A 22961-nucleotide genomic window follows, 5' to 3' on the forward strand; every position below is an offset into this window, starting at 1 on the left:
CGGGCGATGACTTCGGGGCGGCACTCAAGGTGGTGCGTGAACTACAAACCGGAAAGCGGCGCAGGCTGCCCGATCAGCCACCGAGCGACTTCATGTAGCCCGGCTGGCGGTAGTTCGTTCTCAATGTACCACCGTCTCGCCCGCTCGCAGGAGCGATAGCATTTCATCCAGCGCGGGCCGCTGCGTGGCCATGCCGCTGATCTTCTCCTCAAAGATGCGGTCACAACCGTGACGTTGTAAGGCGTCAAGTTGGGTGTCGGTATTCTGATCAGCAGCCGAAACCCTGGCATATCCGAAAATCCGGTTCATAAAGGCTCAACAAGTTAGGTTCATCAAAGAAAAGCACGAATTGCACCTGAATCTACTTTCTGGACCCTGTTTTTGAGGCCATACCTTTCTGACCCCCCCATGCGGGGTTCAGAAAGGTATGGCTTGTTGGACCAGTCATACCCAGGATTTATGAATTTTGTAATAAGCCACTTCGATAAAAATTTTCGTGAGATCGACGCCAGTCTTTACCTAGGGATACTTAGGGATAGTTAAGATATTTGGGGCGGTCATCACCTTGGTCTCTTGGAAATACCATCGCACCCCCTCGCAGTTGCTGGATGAAATACCCAAGGTATTTTCCGGGGAATTCCAGTTGAGTCATGACCCGTCCCCATTTCCCCTAGGCCTACGAATACCCAGGATATGTTTTTATCCGGTAGGGAATACCCCTGCCTGAGGGCTGGGATTCGGCCTAACGCCGCCCGAGCAGGTATTGCCAGGGGTATTTTTGAGGAATTACGGGGGCTCTCTGGGTATTTCTCGGGGTATGTCCACCGATCACACCCGGTATTTCCAGGCGAAATACAACTGGTATTACTCCTAAGGGCACGGGTAACTCTTCGAGAAACCTATCTTTGCTATTAGGAATCCCCCCAACTAAAACCCAACTCACTTTCCACAATCCATGGCCGTTAAAAAATCTGAATTATATAGTTCCCTGTGGGCAAGTTGCGACGAGCTGCGGGGCAGCATGGACGCCAGCCAGTACAAAGACTACGTGCTGGTGATGCTGTTCATGAAGTATGTCTCCGATAAGCAGGATCCTATGATCGAACTTCCTGCCGGGGCCAGCTTCGCTGACATGGTCCGACAGAAGGGCCAGCCGGACATCGGCGATAAAATCAACAAGATCATCGGCGCCTTTGCCGAAGCCAATAGCCTGACGGGGATCATTACCGTGGCGGACTTCAATGACCCCGAAAAACTGGGCCGGGGCAAGGAAATGGTCGACCGACTGACCAACCTGGTGGCTATTTTTCAGAAGCCCGAACTCGATTTCAGCGACAACCGCGCCGAAAACGACGACCTGCTGGGCGACGCCTACGAGTACCTGATGCGCCACTTTGCCACCGAGAGCGGTAAGAGCAAGGGCCAGTTTTACACGCCCTCGGAAGTGTCGCGAATTATGGCGAAGGTCATCAGCATTGAGAAGTCACAAAGCCAGGCCGAGACCATTTATGATCCCACCTGTGGTTCGGGTTCTTTACTTTTGAAAGCCGCCGATGAATCCCCGCACGGCATTACGATCTACGGACAGGAAAACGACAACGCCACCCGCGCCCTGGCCGTGATGAACATGTGGCTGCACGGCAACGCCGACGCCGACATCCGGCAGGGCAATACGCTGGCGTCGCCGCAGTTTACCGACGCCGACAACAGCGAGCTAAAGACCTTCGACTATGCCGTGGCCAACCCGCCATTCAGCTACAAGTCCTGGATGAACGGCCTGGACCCTGCCAACGACGTTTACAGCCGGTTCGACGGCTACGATGCTGCGCCGCCTAAGAAGAACGGCGACTTCGCCTTCCTGCTGCACCTGATCAAGTCGCTCAAATCCAAGGGCAAGGCCTGCATCGTTCTGCCGCTGGGCGTACTGTTCCGGGGCAATGCTGAGTCGGACATCCGTAAGAAGCTGATTCAGCGGGGCTACATCAAGGGCATCATCGGCCTGCCGCCTAACCTGTTCTACGGTACGGGCATTGCGGCTTCGCTCATCGTGATCGACAAGGAAGACGCCCCCCGCCGTACCCACATTTTCATGATCGACGCCAGCCGGGGCTTTATCAAGGACGGGAACAAGAACCGCCTGCGTGAGCAGGACATTCACCGCATGGTGGATACCTTCAACCAGCGGATCGAGATTCCGGGGTATTCGCGGAGTATTCCGCTGGACGAAATCGCTGATTCCAAGAACGACTACAACCTCAATATTCCCCGCTACATCGACAGCCAGCAGGAAGAAGACGTGCAGGACATCGCCGCCCACCTGCTGGGTGGTATCCCCAAGCGCGACGTGGATGCCTTGCAGAAGTACTGGACCGTGTACCCTTCCCTCAAAGCGGAGCTGTTTTCGATCATGCCTTCCCGGCCCAACTACTATCAGCTCAACCAACCCATTGCCGACATCAAGCATGCCATTTTTCAGCATCCGGAGTTTACGGCCTTCGGGGCGCAAATGGTGGCCGTTTTTGACGAGTGGAAGACCCGCACCGTAGACTACGCCAAAGCGCTGGACAAGGGCCTACACCCCAAGACCGAGATTCACCGGTTGTCGGAGCAGCTGCTGCGGCAGTATGCCAACCGCCCCCTCACCGATCCTTACGCCATCTACCAGCATCTGATGGACTACTGGGCAGAAACCATGCAGGACGACTTTTACGAACTAACCGCCGACGGCTGGGCGGCCGGCAAAGTGGTGAAGCGCCTGATGAAAACTACTAAAAAGGGCGATAAGGAAATCCAGAAACCTATCCCCGGCCTGGAAGGACTGGAAGGCCAGTTGATTCCGCCCGCGCTGATGGTACAGGAGTACTTTGCCACCGAGCAAGCCGCCATCGACGCACTGGAAGCCGAGGCCGAGAGCCTGAACGCAACCATGGACGAGCTGCGCGAAGAGCACGGCGGCGAGGACGGCCTGCTAACCAACGCCACCGATGACAAAGGCAAGATCAGCAAGGGCAACCTGGCCAAAGCCATCAAGGAGCTGGGCAAGCGCACCGCCGATACCGCCGACGAGTACGATATGCTGCAAACCTACCGTAAAGCCATGGAGGCCGAAAAGAAGGTGCAGGACCGCATCAAACTAGCCCGCATCGAGCTGGAGCGGGATGTGATCGACCAGTACCCCCGGCTATCCATCGACGAAATAAAAACCGTGGTGGTGGAGCAGAAGTGGATGCGTACCCTGGAAGAGCGCATCGGTACCGAGATGGACAACATCAGCCACCGCCTCACGCAGCGCATCCGCGAGCTGGCCGAACGCTACGAAACGCCGCTGCCCGAGTTGGAAACCGACGTGGAAGAAATCGAGCAGCGGGTAAAGGGCCATTTGGCGGCGATGGGGTTCTGAGGATTTTCTTATCGTGAATTAACACAGATTACGGTAAAGAGCCAATTCGCCAGGCGGCGTCTGGCGAATTGAAATTCGGTCAAAAGAAGACAATTTGAAGCTACCGGCCCCGGAAAGAAAGCACCCATGAACGAAAATCTATCGCCCCTTGCGTCCGTTACCACCGACGTGAAGCAACTGATCGAGCAGAGCCGCCACAAAGTGGCCCTGGCCATCAATGCCGAGCTTACCCTCCTGTACTGGAATGTGGGCAGGCGCATCAACCAGGACGTGCTCGGCAACGAACGCGCCGAATACGGACAGCAGGTGGTCAAGTCCCTGGCCAGGCAGCTCACCGAGGAGTATGGCAAAGGCTGGGGCGAAAAGCAACTCCGGCAATGCATGCAGTTTGCCGCCGTTTTTCCCGATGAACAAATTGTATACACACTGTGTAGACAATTGACCTGGTCGCATTTGCGACTGGTCATCTACCTGGATGATCCGGTAAAACGCGCTTTTTACCTGGAAATCTGTATTCACGAACGGTGGAGCGTGCGAACCTTCCGGGAGCGTATCCAGTCGATGCTCTATGAGCGGACTGCTATCAGCCGCAAGCCCGAAGAAACGATCCTGAACGACCTGGCCCTGCTGCGCGACGAGCAGCAGCTATCGCCTGATCTGGTGTTTCGTGACCCCTATCTGCTGGATTTTCTGGGCATGGCGGATACCTACTCCGAGAAGGATCTGGAAACCTCCATCATCGTGGAGCTGCAGCGCTTCCTCACGGAGCTGGGCAGCGACTTTGCGTTCCTGGCCCGACAGAAGCGCATCACGATCGACCACCGCGACTACTACATCGACCTGCTATTTTACCACCGCCGCCTCAAATGCCTGGTGGCCATCGATCTGAAAATAGGTGAGTTTGAAGCGGCCTACAAGGGGCAAATGGAGCTATACCTGAGGTACCTGGAAAAGCACGAACGGGTGGAAGGCGAGAGTACCCCCATCGGCCTCATACTATGCACGGGCAAAAACGAGGAACACATCGAACTGATGCAGCTGGATCAAAGCAATATACGGGTAGCGGATTACCTGACCGCGCTTCCCTCACAAAGCGTGCTGCAAGACCGGCTGCATAAAGCAATCGAGATTGCCCGCCAGAAGTTGAGTAGTTGATACATTAAGATAGCCCAAATTTTGAAAACAGAAAAATACATTAATAGCCTGACATGGTAGAAAGTACTGAAATACAAGCAGCGTTTAAGGAAACGGAAGTGGGAAGAATTCCAAGTGATTGGGGGGTCAGACTCATCGCCGATTTAACGTCTCTAATGACAAACGGGTTTGTTGGGATTGTTAAAACCCATTACACAGACTTTGATCATGGTGTATTATATATTCAAGGATATAATGTCGAAGAAAACGCTTTCAATTTTAATGGAATAAAGAGGGTTACGAATGATTTCCATAGTAAACATGAGAAATCTAGTCTTAAAAAGGGAGATTTATTAACAGTTCAAACTGGTGATATAGGAGTAACCACGGTAGTACCAGAGCAACTAGTTGGAGCAAATTGTCATGCTCTAATCATAACTCGTTTTAAGAAAAATACAGCAGAACCATTTTTTTATAGCTATTATTTTAATTTTTCTGTTGGAAGAAGAAGACTAAAAGAAATAGAAACAGGATCAACAATGAAGCATATCAATGTAGGTGATATGATCAAAATGTTGATTCCTTATCCTCCTCTATCTGAGCAAACGGCCATTGCCACGGCCCTGAACGATGCCGATGCGCTCATTACCCAACTGGAAAAACTCATCGCCAAGAAGCGGGCCATCAAGCAAGGTACCATGCAGGAGCTGCTCAAACCCAAAGAGGGGTGGGAGGTGAAGCGGTTGGGGGAAGTGGCAGAAGTTGTTGGTGGCGGTACACCTAGTTCGTTCAATTCAAGTTATTGGAAGGGCGATGTGAACTGGTTCACTCCTACTGAAATTGGTGATAAGAAATACACCTATGAAAGTGTAAGAAAAATTTCAAAAGAAGGTCTTACAAATAGTTCAGCAAAAATTTTACCAATTGGTGCTATACTTTTGACAAGCAGAGCAAGTATAGGAGATATAAGTATATTAATGTTAGAGGGTTGTACCAATCAGGGGTTTCAATCTTTGATCGCAAAACCAGGATACTATAATGAATTCTTATACTATTTAACCCTTACAATTAAGCCTTTGCTAATACAAAATGCCAGTGGAAGTACCTTCTTAGAGATTAGTCCCAATAAATTAAGATCAATTGAGCTTTGTGTTCCTCCTACCAAAGAAGTGCAACTCGAAATAGCCCAAACCCTTTCCGATATGGACTCGGAAATAGAGCTTCTGGAAAAGAAGCTGGCCAAGTACCAACGCGTGAAACAGGGCATGATGCAGAATCTGCTCACAGGAAAAATCAGGCTGGTATGAGCGGGTGGTTGAATCATCGCTATACTGTCGCGACAATTGCCGTCGAAGTCCTAAATCGAATTGTCTACGCAGCGTGTAGACAATAAAACCCTCCTAAACCCTTCAACACACCACAAAACCAATGAGTAAAGTCGGCAAAATTGAACGGGAGACCCAGAACCGCCTCGTCCGGCTGTTCCAGCATGAACTCGGCTATCGCAACCTGGGCAATTGGGAGGATCGTGCCAACAACAGCCACATCGAAGAAGACCTGCTGACAAAGTACCTTAGCCAGCAGGGATACAGCCCCGTACTCATCACCAAAGCCCTCTACGAGCTGGTCAAGGTAGCCAACGACCAAAGTAAGTCGCTTTATGACGTCAACAAAGAAGTGTATTCGCTCTTACGGTATGGCGTAAACGTTCAGGCCGAAATCGGGCAAAACCGCCAGACCGTCTGGCTCATCGACTGGGAGCACCCGGAGGCCAACGACTTTGCGGTCGCCGAAGAAGTGAGCATTCAGGGCAAACACAAAAAGCGACCCGACCTGGTAGTGTACGTCAACGGCATCGCCCTGGGCGTGTTGGAACTCAAACGTAGCACCGTGTCCATCTCCGAGGGCATCCGCCAGAACCTGGACAACCAGAAGCAGATCTTCATCAAAAACTTCTACTCCACCGTCCAGCTGGTCATGGCCGGCAGCGACACCGAGGGCCTGGCCTACGCCGCCATCGACACCAAGGAGAAGTACTTCCTGAAATGGAAGGAAGTGAGCGAGGAAACCAACAAGGACCACCCGTACCTGCTGCAACTCACCCGCCCCCTGCGCGAGCGTACCGCCCGCTACGACTACCCGCTGGACCGCAACGTGGTGGAGCTGCTGCACAAGAACCGTTTCCTGGAAATCCTGCACGACTTCATCGTCTACGACCGCGGCCAGAAGAAGCTCTGCCGTCCCAACCAGTACTTTGGCATCAAAGCCGCGCAGGATTTCATCCATCGCCGCGAGGGGGGCATCCTGTGGCACACGCAGGGCAGCGGCAAGAGCCTGACCATGGTGTGGCTCACCAAGTGGATTAGGGAGTACAACCCCAACGGCCGGGTACTCATCATCACCGACCGCGAGGAACTCGACGAACAGATCGAAAAAGTGTACCTGGGGGTGAATGAAAGCATCTACCGCACCACGAGCGGGCGCGACCTGCTGGCCCAGCTCAATGCTCCCTCGCCCTGGCTGCTGTGTTCGCTCATCCACAAGTTTGCCGGCAAGGAGGAAGTGGACGAAAAAGACATGGAAAGCTACCTGGCCGACCTGCGCCGGAGCATCCCGTCGGACTTCAAGGCCAAAGGCGACCTGTACGTGTTCGTGGACGAATGCCACCGCACCCAGACCGGCAAGCTGCACCAGGCCATGAAGCAGTTTCTGCCCGAGGCGCTGTTCATCGGTTTTACGGGTACCCCCCTGCTCAAATCCGACAAGCAGACCAGCCTGGAAGTGTTCGGGCGCTACATCCATACTTACAAATTCAACGAGGCCGTGCAGGATAAAGTGGTGCTGGACCTGCGCTACGAAGCCCGCGACATCGAGCAGAACATCCGCTCGGCGGAACGGATCGACGAATGGTTCGAGCTCAAAACCCGCGGCCTGACCGACTTCGCCAAAGCCGAACTGAAACAAAAGTGGGGTACCTTGAAGAAGGTGTTCAGCTCCAAGTCACGCCTGGAAAAAATCGTGATGGATATGATGCTGGACATGGCGCGGAAAGAGCGCCTGCAAAATGGCCGGGGAAACGCCCTGCTGGTATCGGACAGCATCTACAATGCCTGCCGCTACTATGAGCTGTTTCGCCAGGCGGGCCTGAAAAACGTGGCTATCGTGACCTCCTTCGTTCCTACCCACGCCGACATCAAGGGCGAGGAAACGGGGGAGGGGTACACCGAGAAATTGCAGCGGTATGAGATCTACCGACGGATGCTGGCCGACTACTTCAACGAAGATCCCGACACGGCCATCAACAAAGTGGACGAATTCGAGAAGCAGGTCAAGAAGAAATTCGTGGACGAACCCGCTCAGATGAAGCTGTTGATCGTCGTCAACAAACTGCTCACCGGCTTCGATGCGCCGTCGGCCACGTATTTGTACATCGACAAGAAGCTCCGTGACCACGGCCTGTTTCAGGCCGTCTGCCGCGTCAACCGCCTGGACGGCGACGACAAGGACTACGGCTATATCGTGGATTATATGGATTTGTTCAATAGCCTCGAACAGGCCTTTAACGACTTCACCACCGACGCCTTCGGCAGCTACGAAAAAGCCGACATCGAAGGGCTGCTAAAAAGCCGCCTGACCAGTGGCCGGGAGCGCCTGGACAACGCCCTGGAAGCGATCAAAGCGCTGTGTGAGGTAGTGGAGCCACCGAAAGGTGATCTTGAGCACCAGCATTACTTCTGTGGTGATCCCAGCAATCCCGAAGACCTCAAAGACACCGAACCCCAACGCGTCGCCTTGTACAAACTCACCATCGCGCTGATTCGGGCCTACGCCAACATCGCCGATGAGATGAAGGAGGCCGGATACAGCGAAAAGGAAATCGAAACCATCCAGTCCGAAGTAAAGCACTTTGAAAACCTGCGGAAGGAAATCCAGCTAAAAAGCGGCGACTACATCGACTTAAAGCAGTACGAACCTGCCATGCGGCACCTACTGGACAGCTATATCGGAGCCGAAGAAAGCCGGATGCTGGCCAACTTCGATGATTTCAGTTTGGTAGAGCTATTGGTCAAGGAAGGCGAAGATGGCCTGAAGAACCTGCCGGAGTCCATGCGCAAGAATGAGAAAGCCATGGCCGAAACCATCGAAAACAACCTGCGGCGGGTTATCATCGAGGAAAGCCTGGCTAACCCGGCTTACTACGAAAAGATGAGCACCCTGCTGAAAGAACTCATCCAGTTGCGCAAGGAAGCCACCATGGAATACCAAGAGTACCTGAAGCGGATGATCGCCCTGGCCGGCAAGGTAACCAAGCCGGAAAGTACCAATGCCTATCCGACCACGGTCAATACCGAAGCCAAAAGGGCATTCTATGATAATATTGGCAAAAATGAAGCCCTGACCAACGACCTTGACCAGAAGATAAAGACGACTAAAAAAGACGGCTGGCGCAGTAACCCCCAAAAAACCAAAGCCGTCAAATACGCCATCGAGGGAGTGCTGGACAAATACGAAGTAGAAGAGCCCAGCGCAGATTTTGTGCTGGAGCTAGTCATGAAGCACAAGAATGAATACTAAAACACCTGCCGGCACCGAGCAGATCACCGTCAGCAACATCACGATTGACATCGTGCGGAAGGACATCAAGAACATCCACCTGGCGGTGTACCCTCCCATGGGACGGGTGCGGATTGCGGCTCCCTTCCTAGTCAAAGACGACGCCATCCGACTGTTCGCCATATCCAAGCTCAGCTGGATCCGACGGCAACAGCGACAGTTTGCCGGGCAGGAACGCCTGCCGCCCCGTGAATATAAAGAACGCGAGAGTCACTACTACCAGGGGAAAAGATACCTGCTCCATATCGTCGAAGCGGAAGGATGGCCCAAAGTAATACTGAAAAATAAAACCTGGATTGAGCTCTACGTCCGACCGGGCACAACTCTCGAAAAACGTCATGCCCTCATGACCCGTTGGTACCGAACCCAGCTCAAAAAGCAAATCCCGGCCCTAATCGAAAAATGGGAGCAGATCATGGACGTCCAGGTCAATGGCTGGCAGGTACGGCAGATGAAAACCCGTTGGGGCTCCTGCAATCCCGACCAAAAGAAGATCCGCTTGAACCTCGAATTGGTCAAAAAGCCCGCCTCTTGCCTCGAATACATCATTGTTCACGAAATGGTGCACCTGCTGGAACGGCACCATAACGAGGTTTTCTTGGCCTACATGGACCGCTTTCTGCCCCATTGGCGGCAATTGAAGGCGGAGCTGAACAAGCTGCCGGTACGGCATGAGGAGTGGGGGTATTGAGGGGAGCGGACTAACTAAAAAATAGTTAGATGATTACTAGTAAGTCCAGAGACGCGAAACAATCGAATTCAAGTGGACCAGTCACTATCAGAAATCAGTCTTTTTGAAATTTTCCAACCGCCCCCGTCGGTTTCTCAATTCTTGATCTATTTCCTGTATTTTGGGGTCGTTGGTCAATCTTGATTTCAAAGTATCCGAATAGTATCTTTCGGCGGTTGACAAAAGAGCTTCGGCCGAGTCAATTTTGCCGTTTTGGAGTGCCAGTAGAGACTTGCTCAAATAATCCTCTATTCTGGAAATTTCTTTATCGTTTTTTGGTTTTTTAGAATCAGAATTTAATGTATTGACGCTCGTGCCATTATTTTTTAAATAGTGATAGCCACTAAATCCTAAAATAAATACGAATAGCATTGCCGCCAAAAAGAGAATTTTTTTTGACCGAATTTTTGGCGTATTGGAAATAGCAGATTCTCGATTCGGCGATTCATTGCCAGCTAAATACGCTGGTTCACTACTGATACTTTCTGTATCGTCTTGACTTGGTTTATCAGGTACTGAAACCGACTCTTCGTCAGAGATGGTTTTCTCCTGCTCTTTTTCATTACCAAATTCCGGATTATTTATTGCCAATATCAAAACCGGATAATCGCTCCCTGTCGAATCCAGGTTTCCGCTTTCCAATCGGCTTTGCGTGGATGATTCTCCTTCTAAATTGATGAGGATTAGGTCGCCCGGCTGGCAAGGATAGCTTTCCGATTTCAGGACGATTGTTTCACCGTTCCGCCTGAGCAGCACTGTACACCCACTGTACGTATAGGCAGTTAGGATGCCTTTGGCGTCGATCAGTACCTGCGCGAAACGGCGGACAATAGAGTCGTTTTCACCTTCGAATTCAGCGTGTTTCTGCTCGGTGTAGCTCGCGCGGTAATCCAGAAATGCCTTTTCTAGGGCTTGGTTGAAAGTGGCCGCGTCGAACGGTCGCGGCGTTCCGAACGAAGCGGCAAAGGATTTGTAGCCGCCCGAAATGCACCGTACCGACGCATAAAGCGAATCGCTGGCCAATTCGTAGAAATTGCCTTTTGCCCGTAGCTGATCGTCGAATAACGAAAATGTCCAGTCGTTTTTCATTGGCCATTCAAGACTCTTGCGACAACAATATACTCTGTACTATATCGACGGGAAGCTCGATAAACGCAACTCCCTGAAACGCATGGACCGGAACAGAAAAAGAATAACCTTCCGTGTCGATAGTTAGCTGCGTGTTTTCTATTCGGGTGTAAGCCGACAGGCTGGCATCGTTGAGAAAAAGCTGATTGAAAGCCACCTGCCGCTCAGGCAGGCAAGAAATTATCAACGTTTGCTCGCTCAATGTGAAAGTGAAAATATCCGCGTTATTATTTTTAATTCTTTGAAGCAGTTTCACCAGCGAATCAGCCCGTACTTCGATTAATTGTCTTTCGGTATCCAGCGAATCTGCTACCAATATTTTATCAGAACGAACGGGCGCATCCGTTCCCCTGGCCGACCACAGAAGAAAAACCGCCGCTATCGCCAGAACAGCCAATACAGCCAACTGGGAAACGCGCTCTATTTGTGAATTTCTTTTCATAAGATTTTCTTTTTCTCTTCCATTAGATATTTAAAGTCATCCGATTCCTGGATGTAATTGACCAAGTCACGTGCCGTTCGTTTGGCGTCGTCGCTCCACGCGCCCGAGGAGGAAGCGTCGCTGTAAAATGAAAAGTAGAGGACGTAGAATTTGTTGTCCCGCATGGTTTTGGTGTTCAGCGGCTGGTCGTGCAGTGGTTTCTGGCTTATAACGAGCAGCAGGTTTTTGTCCCTGAACGCGCCCCCGCTTCGGTCGCCGCTGATGGTGCCGGTTTTGGCGTAGAGATGGTAGCCAGGGGCGGCGATTCCCTGCAAAAATCGGGCTGTTCCCGATTCCACCGCAAGATTCATGGCCTTGAACAGATTTTGGGAATAGAACGACAGCAGACGCGCCTCCTGCCCCCAGGTTTTGCCCACCGAAAAATAGCCCGCAGGGCGGGGAGTATCGGCCAGAATACTGGCGTGATAGCGAGCGTTGAAGCTGAACAAACTGGCCGCCATCTCCGCCATTTTGAGCGGTGTGACGGTGATTGGATACGCGCCCATCGCGATTTGCGGAATAGCGTTTTGGGTGTTTTCCTTCCGGTCCACAAGGTAGAGGTGCGAAGGTTCGGGGAAGCTCCACAATTTATAGGAGCTGCCGGAGGCGTTGAATTTTTCGTCGTCCAGGCCGGGGGCCAGGTTGCGGTCTTTGGCCGCCTCCGGGTCGCGTTCGGCCTCCTGGCTCAGGGGCAACCGGAAGTTTTGGGACAAGCCCGTGGCCAGCAACGAAGCCTTCTGGTCCCAGTCAGGCATCTGGTCGAGACGGTAGGTATGCTGGTCGTACTTGATGAGGGGAAAGTTGAGTTCGGATTGCGTGGGGTGGGCGCCTGGCCGCAGGTAAGCGGAGGGACTGCGGTCTCGCAATCCGCGCGCGACCTGGCCCATCTGGGTGGGCGTGAGGGAGCCTAAAAACACCATCATGCTGTTGTAGGTGTTGGTAGAATGGCTGATATAGAACAGGTTATCGTGTTCCCCCAAATTGTCGCTCCCCACGGTGAGCCGCATTTTGCGCCCGCCAAAGTGCCGGATAAGCTTATCAGTACCCCCGGCGGACTGCCTGGGATAGTTGCCAATGCCGCCGAATAGCAGCTTGGGCCAGCCGAGGTCGTACTGCGAAGTAACGGCCCCGTAAAGAATGGGCTTGAAGGTCGAGGCCGGGCCATTGGGCATCCGAACCAGGCAGCGGTTGCCGAACAGGTTGCGATCGTTGTAGCTGGATGGGTCGAGGTAAAGCTGCTCGAACAGGTCGGCGTATTCGTTCATCCGGTTGGGATCCAGCCGCGCTTTAGGGTCGGTCTTGTAATCGCTCAACGCCCGGATGCGCCCCTCGCTGTCCAGCACCACCAAGCTGAAGCCCCGTTTTTCGTTGGCGGCAGAAGGCTGGAAATATCTTTCCATGCGGTCATAAATCTGGCGCGACAGGATGGGATCGAGGGTGGTTTGCACGTTGGCATTCCACAATTCGGGCCGCAAATCGTAGCTGCTTTTGACCAGATTGGTGAAGTAATAGGTCCACAACGAACGTTCGCGCAACGGGTAGTAATGCTGGGGACGGCCATTGATCCAACTGTTTTTGGCTAGGTATTCCCCCGTTTTCTGCGCTACTTTCAGGGACACCAGCCGGGAAGGCTTGCCCGCCGGGGCCATCGGCTGCAAGTGCAGGACATCATTGGCCCGCAGCGACAAAGCGTGACGGGTTTGGTCGGCGGAGATGACTTCGGTGCCGTTTTTTATCAAGAAACCGCTGCGGGTTTTTCTTTCTTCGCCCTGCGTCCTTCCCAGCAGCAACACGGGCAGGGAGTCGCGCGTCCAACCCGCCGGCACTAGACTGAGGCGGAGGTTGAGATTTTCGTTCTTGTCGAGCAGGTTTTTGTTCGCCAAAAACGCACTCAGGTCGGTCACCAGTCTTCCGGTATCGAGGCGGACGCTGCGTGCCTCACTGGTCAAACTCCCGATGGACAGCGACTTGTGCACCGAAGCCGAGGTCAAATGGCCACGCCAGGAATTTTGATAGACATCGGGGCTGTTGACGTTGTAGAAGAAGCCATTCACCGCGAACTCGTACAGTCCGTCCTCATTCTTGCGCAAATGCACGAGTTGCTCGGGCGAGTTGACCTGCACGTAACGGTCGCGGAAGGCGTCGTAGGCACTACGCTCGAAGGGCTTGTCGGCAAAGAAATTCTTATCCTCCTTTTGCAGGTACACATCGAAGCCCCGCACCAGTTCCGCCGGGGTCATTTTTCGGGCGGAGCGTACGTCTTTTTGGTAAAGCTCGAAAACTGAATTCAGGCCGTCGAAAGTTTTTTCCAGACGTGAAACCGTTTGGTTCAAGTCGAAACGGCGGACATTTTTATTGGTCAAAAAGAAGGAACCTACGGCGAAAATCAGCACCAATAACACGGCCCGGTAGCCAAACTGCCGCGCCCCCTTGAACTCGAAAGTGCGGTGAGTCACCTCAGTTTCCGTGACAGAGGCCTCCCCGTAGCCCGCTAGCACCACCAGCAGGAGCAGCCCGAAACCCACGAGTAATGTCAGCAGACTGTTCAGGCTGAGGAGAGGGAAATCCTGACCCACAAAGACCATGCGGTCGGAGGCGGCGAGCCAAATCGTGAACGACAGCGCGAACAGGAAACAGAGCAGTTGCGCTCGCAGGCGGGTGAAGGCGTGGAACGGCATCCGGTTCCTGACCGAAAGGAACGTGAGCAACCCCAGCAACAGAATCAGCCCGACCAGCACCCATTCCGAGTGTTCGGCGATGACGTAGCGCACCGACACCAGGTCCGAAATCTGTGTCAGGTACGACGACCCTTGCTGGAAATGCGGCACGCGCCGGAAATAATTGTAGAGGTTGAACTCGCCTTTCTCGTAAAAATAATTGATAAACCATTGGTTCTGGGCGGCGTTGAGCAGACGGCGGTCGTTGCCTAGATTGAACTGCTCGGCGGCGATGATATCGTCCGCCGTCCGAAAGCGCACCTCGGCGCGGTATAGCATCCGGTTTTTGCTTTGGGCCAGAGCTTCCAGACGGGGTTGCAGGGCAAAAGCCAGCCCCATCGCCCCCAGCAGAATCCCCGCCGCCAGCAGCCTGACCCGTCGCGACAAGTACGTTTCCCGCCACGCCAGCAGCACCGCCACGCCCAGTAGCAACTCCACCGAAATCAGGACATTTCTGAATAAAAAAGACAAAATCAGCGGCGAAAAGCCGATGAACGCCAACAGCAGCAGCGGAATCAGAATAAGTCGATAATTCGATAGCTGGCGCAAGATTTTGTGGGTAAAGCGTTGGGAACTCAGGCGGTGGTCGGGAAATGCCTCTTTGCGCAGGTACCAGTAAAGCAGGGAAAAGACCAGGAAAATGATAGCGAAACCCGCGTCGCCCAGCGTGAAAGCCCCGAGGGCCGCCAACCAGTTTAGCTTCCGGACAAAGCGGTACTCGGGCGATTGTACCGCGTACTCGTGGCGGGCCACCGCCCGCCGCTGGAACACGAAATCAATCAGAAAATAGGTCGCGACGGGTACCAGGACGCTCATCAGCCGTTCCAAACTACCCACATTTTTCAACCCGACCAGCCCGTACAGGCCAAAAAGCAAATAGGGCATCCAGGCAGTTTGAAACCATCGCCAACGAGGTGAAGCGGGCAGTGGACGATGCCAGCGGAAGACCCAGAGCTTGTACCCCAGAATAACGCCGAAAAAGGCCAACGTGAAATAAATCTGGTACCAAAAATAGGTTCTTAATCCGCGCAGGGTTTCGTAGTCGGTGGCTGTGGCGTCGTCGAGGGGAACGAAAGTAACGGCCCGCCACAGAATCACTGTCCTGACCGTCATGAAAGCCAGCAAAGCCAAATACACGCCCACTTCCACTTTGAAACTATTGCGGATGCGGTCGAGTGGCGTGAGCTGCACCGAAAGCAGGGCTAGCACCGTGAAACCCAAAATATAGCTTAGCAACGCCCCCCACGGCAGTCCGTTGGTGGCTTTGAGATCCTCGACGGCCAGAATCCAGCGGACATCGTGCCGGGGGTCGGTGGCCAGTCCGGTGGTCGCCATCCGCAGGGTATCGCCGGCCTGGGCGGTTTGCAGGGCGAGGCCGGGGTCAAGGTCGTTTTGTTGCACTTCGTTCACCACGCGGAAGCGCATTTTTTGGGTGGTCGGCCCGGTGGCGTAGCTGAGGTTGGCGGTGAGATGGTTGCGGTTGTCGTCGCGAGTGGGGCCGTCGAACAGCAGTCCCGCCAGCAGCGTGGTGTTGGTGATGTGGTGGCCGGAGGAGGTCAGGAAAAGCGTCTCCTCGTCGGCTTCCGAACTGCGCAGGTAGTGGCGTTCTGGGAAACCCAGGTACAGCGCGGCCCGTTCGCCCTCCCGCCGCAGGAAGTAGGTCGTGGTACGCTTGGTGCGCAAGCCGACGTAAAACGACTGCCCCGCCGCGAGCGGCAAGTCGAACGCGGGCCGACGCGCCAACGCCACGGCGGTGCCATCCACGCTCAGGGCCACGACCGAATCGGCCCAGACGCGCGACGGGAACAACCGTAGTGGCGAGGTGTTTTGGCTACCATTTTTTTGGAGCAAATATTCTTCCCGAACCAAATAGGTGTCGCCCAGCAAGGCCAGTACCGCCCCGAAGTCTGGCGCGGCGACGGGATTGCGACTGAGCAAATCGCGCAGAGAAATGCCCGTGCGGATGACGCGGTCGAAGGGGAGGTCGAGCGGCGCGTAGCTGCTGTCGGCGTCGGCGTATTGGTACCGGTAGCTGACGTTTTCCCGGTCGCGGTTCTGTACCCAGAGCGTGAGCCGCCGCCCGCCGCCAAATTCCGCGCTGAGGGTGCTGTCGAAGCGATTGGCTCCGGCATCGTTAGCCAAGACGTAGCGGTCGTCTTTTTTGAAATAAATGGGTTCAAAAAATCGCTCACCCCGCAACGTGAAGCTGTTTTCGGTGGGATTGGTCGTCACGTTCAACTCGCCGAGTTTTCGATCCCATAGAGCCCGCTGCGGCTCCCGTTCGCTGACCAGCCGGAGGGCGCGCCCGAAGTCGTAGCCCAAGTGACCGACCACGTGGTGGTCGGCATTTTTGAAAATTCGCGGCGGGGCCGCCCAGTAGTTGTAAAGCGTAAAAGCCGCCGCCACGCCCGCCACCGTCAGGCTCAGCGCGTGCAGCACCTTCTGCGTCGCCAGCCGACTACGCTGCTCGCCCAGCGGGGCTTCCTCAACCCGAAAATCCACCCAGGCCAGTCGCGCTACCAGCAACACGCTGATGGCCAGGAAAACGGCCAGGCTTAAGAAGTTGAGGAGCAAAATCAGCCCCAAAATACCTAGAGTGATGGCGGCGATTTGGTAGCGTAGCTTTTTAGTCACGGGAGGAGGGAGAGGTTGGTATAATGGCTATTCGCAGAAATGAGGGAGACATCACCAGGTTTTTTTTAGGCGGGTTAAGGCTTTTTGTGCTTCTTCGTTTCCTTGCTGCGCTGCTTTTTGGTAGTAATCAATGGCAATCTTTTCATCTCTTTTAACCCCATATCCGTTTTCATACAGATATCCAATATTACTTTGACCTATGTCGTTCTTTTGATCTGCGGCCTCTTTGTACCACTTAGCTGCATTAGTGTAGTCCTGTTCTACCCCTTTACCATGCGAATACATGTATCCTAAGTTAATTTGTCCTCTGGCATTACCATTCTCGGCTGCCTTCCTGTACCACTCTGCCGCCTGAGAGTAGTTTTGCTTTACGCCTCTACCGAAATAGTATAGCTCGCCCAAGTTGCTCTGGGCCAATGACTTTCCTTTCTCTGCAGACATTTGATACCATTTTGCCGCCTTATTATAATCTTGGCTTACACCTTTGCCATTATCGTAAATGTTGCCTAGAATAAATGCTGCTTCAGCACTACCACGATTAGCAGCCTTTTGATACCAGTTTATAGCTTGGGTATAGCTTTGCTTGACACCTCTGCCATAATAGTACATCTCACCCAAGTTCTCTTCAGCAAGAATATTTCCTTTCTCTGCAGATTTTCCATACCAGCCAACTGCTTGCTCGTAATCCTGTTTTATGCCTTGCCCATATTTGTACATATCACCCAGTTTGTTCTCTATATGATCGTCACCTTGTTCGGCAACTATCTTATACCATTTGAACGCTTGGTCATAATCTTTCTCCACACCTTGACCGTTCTCGTACATTTCACCTAAATTTTTCTGAGCAGCAATATGGCCCTGCTCAGCAGCTTTCTTATACCATTTTGCTGATTCTATTGGAGATTTGTAATTACCAAATGAATATATGTAGCCTAAATTATACTGTGCATTCACATTATCTTGGTCGGCAGCAAAACGAAACCACTCTGCCGCTTGAGCGATATTTTTTGTTACGCCTTTACCATTGTAATACATAAGTCCTAGCTTGTTTTGTGAGTCAGCATTCTTTTGTAAGGCGGATCTTCTATACCAATCGACTGCTTTGTTGTAGTCTTGTTTCACGCCTTTACCATTTTCATATAATGTTCCAACAATGTTCTGAGCGATAGGATTGCCTTGCTTGGCAGCCTCTTCGTACCATTTGGCCGACTCTGCATCATCTTGATTTACGCCCTTTCCGTAGGAATATACATACCCCAGATTGTACTGTGCTTCAGGATGACCTTGCTCAGCAGATTTCCTATACCAATTGGTAGCTTGCGTATAATTTAGTGTTATCGAGTGCCCATAATAGAACATTTCTCCCAGCATATTTTGCGCATCAGGATCTCCTAGCCTAGCAGCTTCTTCTAGATAAGGCAAGGCGTTCGAAAATTGCTTTTTTTGATATGATTCTATTCCTTTTTGCGCCAGTATTTTTATTTCCTGTGCTGTTTTGAAAACATCAGCAGAGGCATTACTTTTTAGAAGTACAAATTCGTTTTCTAGATCACTAAGAAACATGGGTTCTTGCTGATCCTTCGTAATGGTTTTCACCCCTTGACGAGTTTTGTAGTGAATCTGGGTAAGAGTTAGATCTGGCTGTGGGAGATACTTGAGCAGTTCTTGTGTAAAATAACTATTTCGTCCATCAGGATTTTCCCAAGCACTTTCTCTTGACTTGGCAGCATAGAAAGTGAACGTACCAGAAGGGTTGTCTTTGGGGATAACAAGTCCCTCAGGAAGTCTCCCTTTTATATATCTTGGTAAGGATCGACATGCATCCAATGCTAGAATACTTGTTTTTATATCAGCATTGGTAAATGCTTCAAAAACCTTACTGAGTGGAAAACATTCTCTTGGGATGTCCTTAATGTAATTTACTCTAACATCCGTAGGAATAAGATAATTTTCTCCATCATATTCAGAACCATGGCCAGAGTAATAGAAAAATACCACCTGATACCCTTTTCCTTTTAACTCTCGTGATACCTTTTCCATCTCATCGTTGAAATTTTGATGTGTCAAATCAACTTTAGAAGAAATGATATCGAAGCCCATACGTTTGAGGGTGGCTTCGATATCATGAGCATCGTTGTAGGTATTTTTCAAATCATATGCGTTGTCGAAGTAATTCTGATTTGCGAAAATGACCGCCGCACGGCGTTCGGTACCCATCGGAAGTTTGCCGATGCCAAGCCTTTTTTCCTGGGCGTGGGCAAGGGTAAAGGATAAGAGCAGCAGCGGGATGAGTCGTTTCATTGGGTTAGTTGGTTTTATTTTGACCAAAAATATTCAGCCACAGATTAGCTTTCTTTTACCATAAAAAACGCTGGTGGCACGTACACTTGATCTTCCAGCAGCACGTCGAGTTCTTGGATAGGGACGCTTTTCACGATTTCGTACAGGGCGCGAAACTTGGCGTCGGTTTGGTAGGCGTCGGTGGTGAAAAGGCGGTGCGGGAGTCGGCTGGCCGGGCAGTCTTCAAGCAGCAGCCGGGCGTTAGGACTTTGGTCGAGTTGGGCCAGGCGGTCCATGATGCCGTAGTAGGCAAAACTGTGGGCGTGGAGTGCCATCTCGACCAGTTTTTGCAGCACCACCGCACGGGCGGTGTCGTTAGGCGGTAGCGGCAGCGTCTGCAAATCCTCGAACAGCGAGCCGTAGCGGTCGTAAAACTTGCGGACGTAGGCGTGAACCTGGGTCGTTTCGCCCACCGCAGCCAAAGCAGCGGCGCTGTCTGCTTCAAGTATCTCAGGATTGGTAGTTTCTGTTGCCTCATCGTTTGTCTCAGCCTCTTCCTCCGTTTTCCCGCGCGACCAGCCTGCTACACCCAGAATACTGGCTGCGAGCCAGCAGCCCAAAGCTATTTCCTGCCAAAAAACAAAGTAGCGGGGCAGCGAGATGCCACGTTCGCCGAAAACGTAGCACACCAAACCCGCCAAACCGAGCAGGGCGGTCAGGAGGGCGGCGGTTCGATGGTTGTTTTTGAATGCCATAGGTCAAATTTCGGAATCGGAGTCGGCCAGGGCGTTGTCAATGGGCGTTTGGGCGTCGGCCACGGCATCGAAAAACGGGAAAAGCGTCTGCCAGACCATTGGTTCTGAAGCCAGAAAATCGAGCGGGTAACTGATGGCCGCCAGCCCCTGGTCGGTGCGCAGCCAGAACTCCTCGCCGTCGAAAAGCAGGTCGATGGCCGCTCCAGTGGGCAGCAAGTCACAGCGGTACTTCACGCCGCTGATGTGGACGGCATGGATGTTAGGGACATACCGCTCTCTGAACTGCGCGCCCCGCGTCAGGAACTGTAGCAGCGGCGGCAGCGTGTCGGTGGACGGCGGCGGGGTGGTTTCCGGTTCGTCGTCGTGGTAGTCCTCGTCCTTGAACAGCTTGTGCAGGTACTCGCCCAGGGCATCGGTACGGGTGCGGGGCGTCGGGTCGCCCGCGCCTTTCTGGATGGTGCGCCGGGTGTACGAACCCTGCGGCGTCCGCACTTCGGTGAGCGTGTGCAGGCTGGGAATACCCACCAGATTGGAGTCGTAATTGATGGTGCGTCCACTGAACGCCCCGCTCAGGCAAATCTTCTTGAGTTCGTTGGAGCGGTCCGACCGATTTTCCCGAATCACGATGCGGTCCCGGCTGCCGCGCCCTTCGCCCAACTCTCGACGCATCTCGTCCACCAGTTTCCGGAACAGAAACCCCCGTCCGGTCAGCAAGATTCTATTTAGTTTTTCAAAATTCCGGCCCACCGAATCGGTATCGGCGAGGTCGAGTTGGTATTTCAGCTTGCCTACGATTTTCTGCACGGCGTTGTTGATGAAACCGAACTCGTCGCGGATGCTTTTTTGCTGCTTGAGTACTTCTTCGAGGGCTTTGGCTATATCGAAAAGTAGGCTCGAAACGGCCGTATTTTCTCTGACACGCTTGCGGATGTCTTCGACCGTCTGGGCCGGGATGAGGTCTTGGAGGTAGCCTTGGTTGGTGTTGTCGCCCTGGAAGTCGTGCTTGATGCGTTCCACCATTTCCAGAAAGTGATATTTGACACTGATGTCCGTTTGCGGGGAAGCGATGATTTTCAGCAACCGCCGCCGTTCCTCCCAAGAAGCCTCCGGCCCGCCCAGCACCGCCGACAGAATGGTGTCGATGAACGCGTAGGTAATCACGTTGCCCGCCCCAATGAACCCCGCCCGGTACTCTGAACTGAGATGGTAATCGTGGTTGCTTTTGATAATCGAGAAATCAGTAGTCCCCTTGCCGACGTCCACGATCAGGTAGTTGGCGTGGCGCTGCGGGATGTTGGCGCGGTTCCAGTACCCCAAGAACGAAGCGTCGCTTTCCGACAGCGTGGTCACTTCCACGCCCCCGATGTGGTATCTTTGCCTTATTTCCGGTTGGTCGAAAAACTGATAGGTCTGGTTGACAAGCCGGGTCAGGCGGCTTTGTTCCAAAATATTGGGTACCAAAAACTTGATATTGATAAACCGCTCCTTCTGATCGTTTTTCTGGGCGTCAATGTTGTGCAGCAACGTGTGCAGAAAGTGATTGATGACCGTCTGCTGCACGTCCGGCACGATAGTGCTGAACTCGCTTTCCTCGGCCCGGTAGGGGTTGGCGTCGCGGTCGCGGTAGTGGATCCTGAAATTATAAACCCCCAAATGTGCGAGTTTGGAGTTGGGAATAAGAGCGTGGGTATTTTTCAAATTTTCGATTTCCGCCTTTTCGGTAAGCGTCCGCACCAAATCCTGCCCCTCGAACTGGTTGGGCATGGCGTTCTGATCCATCACCACATTGTCTTTCAGTACAAAGACCTGCGACCGGAAAAGCTCGGGGTCAGGGTCTTGCTGGTGCAACGGGCCGCTGAGGTCGGCGAAAAAGCGTTCCTGCATCAGCGTCACCAGTTCCTTGCGGTTCAGCTTGCCGACGTGTTCGCGGTGGTGCACCACGACCTGGCTGGCCTCTGAGCCGAAATCCAGCGCCAAATCGACAATTTGGGCGGGTGGTGCAAAGGCCGTTCTCACCGCACCCCGATAGTTTTTTTCCTGATTTTTTAAATTAAAAATAATCCGCTCGAATGCCGCGCCGACCGTCACGTATACCGCCTGGCTTTTGCCCGTCGCGTCGGTTCGCACTGAAATGTTACCAGGCGTTTCCACGGTGGCTCCGTCGGGAGTATCGACCTTTTCCAGCCCCACGACTAAATCTTTCCCCACAACGACCAGTGACCGAATCCGGCAAATCTGGTGGCGGTCCGCTGAGGTGCGGCCCTGAAAAGCGCCTTCAATCAGGCTGAATAGGTGAATTTGCTCGGCGTTCTGCTCATAGAGGAACTCACGCGGGTAGGCGTTGCTGGTTTCATCCTCCGGGCAAAGGTGTATGACCTGCGCCTTTTGCCCCCGAATCAGAATCGGCAGGAAATAGTGAGCATTGGGTACCTCCGCGCGGGGGATTTCCGTGCCGGGCGACGCTTCGCCGGGCTTATTGGGGGCGGATGTGGCGGTGGCGTTTTCTTCGGGTGGCCGGGCGTTTTCAAGGTTCGTGAGCGCGTCGAAAAGTGGTTGATTTCCCGTGTGACGGGCAAAGGAGCGCGTCAGAATCCAAAACTGCGCCAGCGTATCCCTGGCGATGTTGGAATTGTAATGATTCGCCTGGTTGCGGAGGTCATTGATTTTCTTGAAGTTGATTCCCCACTCGTTGGCTTCCCGGCGGAAATCCGGGCGAAGCAGTTCGCGATATTTATAGCAGAAATTCGCCAGATTGGCGTAGTCGATCATGTCGGCGGGGTCCCAGTTCCCGATCCGGTTTTCGACCAGTCTGGCCCGGTGGTCCGGGTTCAGCAGGTCTTCATAACGATCTATCCATTCGTCTTCCCCGAACTCCCGCACCAGCAGCCGAATAAAGTACGTCCGCACGGCCTCGATGAACAGGGCGAGGGCTTTGGTGAGGTTTTCTTTTTGGAAAGGTGTAATCATGTCGTTCATACGTCGGGAGGTGGTTGGCGTTACTTGCTATTCGCAAAGTAGAGGTAAACGTCATCGGGGAATGGGAAAATAATTTTTGATCACCTCACGGCTGCGGCCGACCGTCCCTGCC

12 protein-coding genes are annotated in these 22961 nt (G+C 53.0%); 5 read left to right on the plus strand and 7 right to left on the minus strand.

All coding sequences use genetic code 11. From position 1 onward, the window contains the following. Positions 1–120 precede the first annotated feature (120 nt). A complete protein-coding gene (locus tag IE117_RS25860; RefSeq protein WP_189569191.1) occupies positions 121–309 on the minus strand; it encodes a recombinase family protein in 189 nt (62 codons plus the stop codon). Positions 310–955: 646 nt separating this feature from the next. On the opposite strand from IE117_RS25860, the gene IE117_RS25865 reads away from it, so the two are divergent. The 5 genes from IE117_RS25865 to IE117_RS25885 all read left to right on the plus strand — a co-directional run bounded on the left by IE117_RS25865 (position 956) and on the right by IE117_RS25885 (position 9839). Beyond that, positions 956–3400, plus strand: a complete 2445-nt coding sequence (locus IE117_RS25865) for a type I restriction-modification system subunit M (protein WP_189569194.1) — start codon at positions 956–958, stop codon at positions 3398–3400. A gap of 126 nt (positions 3401–3526) precedes the next feature. Then, positions 3527–4555, plus strand: a complete 1029-nt coding sequence (locus IE117_RS25870) for a PDDEXK nuclease domain-containing protein (protein WP_189569197.1) — start codon at positions 3527–3529, stop codon at positions 4553–4555. A 53-nt stretch (positions 4556–4608) separates the two neighbouring features. Then, positions 4609–5841: a restriction endonuclease subunit S gene (locus tag IE117_RS25875; RefSeq protein WP_189569200.1), complete on the plus strand. Its 1233-nt coding sequence runs from the start codon at positions 4609–4611 to the stop codon at positions 5839–5841. 121 nt (positions 5842–5962) lie between these two features. Further along, the gene (locus IE117_RS25880; RefSeq protein WP_189569202.1) at positions 5963–9109 is read left to right on the plus strand and encodes a type I restriction endonuclease subunit R; all 3147 of its coding nucleotides are present in this window, start codon (positions 5963–5965) and stop codon (positions 9107–9109) included. Further along, positions 9099–9839: a M48 family metallopeptidase gene (locus IE117_RS25885; protein ID WP_189569205.1), complete on the plus strand. Its 741-nt coding sequence runs from the start codon at positions 9099–9101 to the stop codon at positions 9837–9839. The genes IE117_RS25880 and IE117_RS25885 overlap by 11 nt, the downstream gene beginning before the upstream one ends. An 87-nt stretch (positions 9840–9926) precedes the next feature. Here the strand turns inward: IE117_RS25885 and IE117_RS25890 are convergent, their stop codons facing one another. From IE117_RS25890 to IE117_RS25915, 6 genes are all read right to left on the minus strand, one after another. After that, positions 9927–10520 (minus strand): hypothetical protein, encoded by a 594-nt coding sequence (locus IE117_RS25890; RefSeq protein ID WP_189569208.1) that lies wholly within the window; start codon positions 10518–10520, stop codon positions 9927–9929. Between the two features lie 454 nt (positions 10521–10974). Next, complete coding sequence (locus IE117_RS25895; RefSeq protein ID WP_189569211.1) at positions 10975–11448, minus strand: hypothetical protein; 474 nt, start codon at positions 11446–11448, stop codon at positions 10975–10977. Further along, the gene (locus IE117_RS25900; protein ID WP_189569214.1) at positions 11445–16838 is read right to left on the minus strand and encodes a penicillin-binding transpeptidase domain-containing protein; all 5394 of its coding nucleotides are present in this window, start codon (positions 16836–16838) and stop codon (positions 11445–11447) included. The genes IE117_RS25895 and IE117_RS25900 overlap by 4 nt, the downstream gene beginning before the upstream one ends. Positions 16839–16889: 51 nt before the next feature. Beyond that, on the minus strand, positions 16890–19139 hold the full coding sequence (locus IE117_RS25905) for a caspase family protein (protein WP_189569217.1): 2250 nt from the start codon (positions 19137–19139) through the stop codon (positions 16890–16892). Between the two features lie 44 nt (positions 19140–19183). Further along, entirely contained in the window at positions 19184–19873 is a 690-nt protein-coding gene (locus IE117_RS25910) for a hypothetical protein (protein ID WP_189569220.1), read from the minus strand. Positions 19874–19876: 3 nt separating this feature from the next. Beyond that, a complete protein-coding gene (locus IE117_RS25915; RefSeq protein ID WP_189569222.1) occupies positions 19877–22849 on the minus strand; it encodes a hypothetical protein in 2973 nt (990 codons plus the stop codon). Between the last annotated feature and the right edge of the window lie 112 nt (positions 22850–22961).

This window comes from Persicitalea jodogahamensis, from assembly GCF_014651615.1.
Lineage (GTDB): Bacteria > Bacteroidota > Bacteroidia > Cytophagales > Spirosomataceae > Persicitalea > Persicitalea jodogahamensis.

Bases quoted from the DNA above. Each gene is read 5' to 3' on its own strand.
- IE117_RS25915 (WP_189569222.1), bottom strand. From the start codon at position 22,849: ATGAACGACATGATTACACCTTTCCAAAAAGAAAACCTCACCAAAGCC.
- IE117_RS25895 (WP_189569211.1), bottom strand. From the start codon at position 11,448: ATGAAAAGAAATTCACAAATAGAGCGCGTTTCCCAGTTGGCTGTATTG.
- IE117_RS25880 (WP_189569202.1), top strand. From the start codon at position 5,963: ATGAGTAAAGTCGGCAAAATTGAACGGGAGACCCAGAACCGCCTCGTC.
- IE117_RS25875 (WP_189569200.1), top strand. From the start codon at position 4,609: ATGGTAGAAAGTACTGAAATACAAGCAGCGTTTAAGGAAACGGAAGTG.
- IE117_RS25910 (WP_189569220.1), bottom strand. From the start codon at position 19,873: ATGGCATTCAAAAACAACCATCGAACCGCCGCCCTCCTGACCGCCCTG.
- IE117_RS25905 (WP_189569217.1), bottom strand. From the start codon at position 19,139: ATGAAACGACTCATCCCGCTGCTGCTCTTATCCTTTACCCTTGCCCAC.
- IE117_RS25885 (WP_189569205.1), top strand. From the start codon at position 9,099: ATGAATACTAAAACACCTGCCGGCACCGAGCAGATCACCGTCAGCAAC.
- IE117_RS25865 (WP_189569194.1), top strand. From the start codon at position 956: ATGGCCGTTAAAAAATCTGAATTATATAGTTCCCTGTGGGCAAGTTGC.
- IE117_RS25860 (WP_189569191.1), bottom strand. From the start codon at position 309: ATGAACCGGATTTTCGGATATGCCAGGGTTTCGGCTGCTGATCAGAAT.
- IE117_RS25870 (WP_189569197.1), top strand. From the start codon at position 3,527: ATGAACGAAAATCTATCGCCCCTTGCGTCCGTTACCACCGACGTGAAG.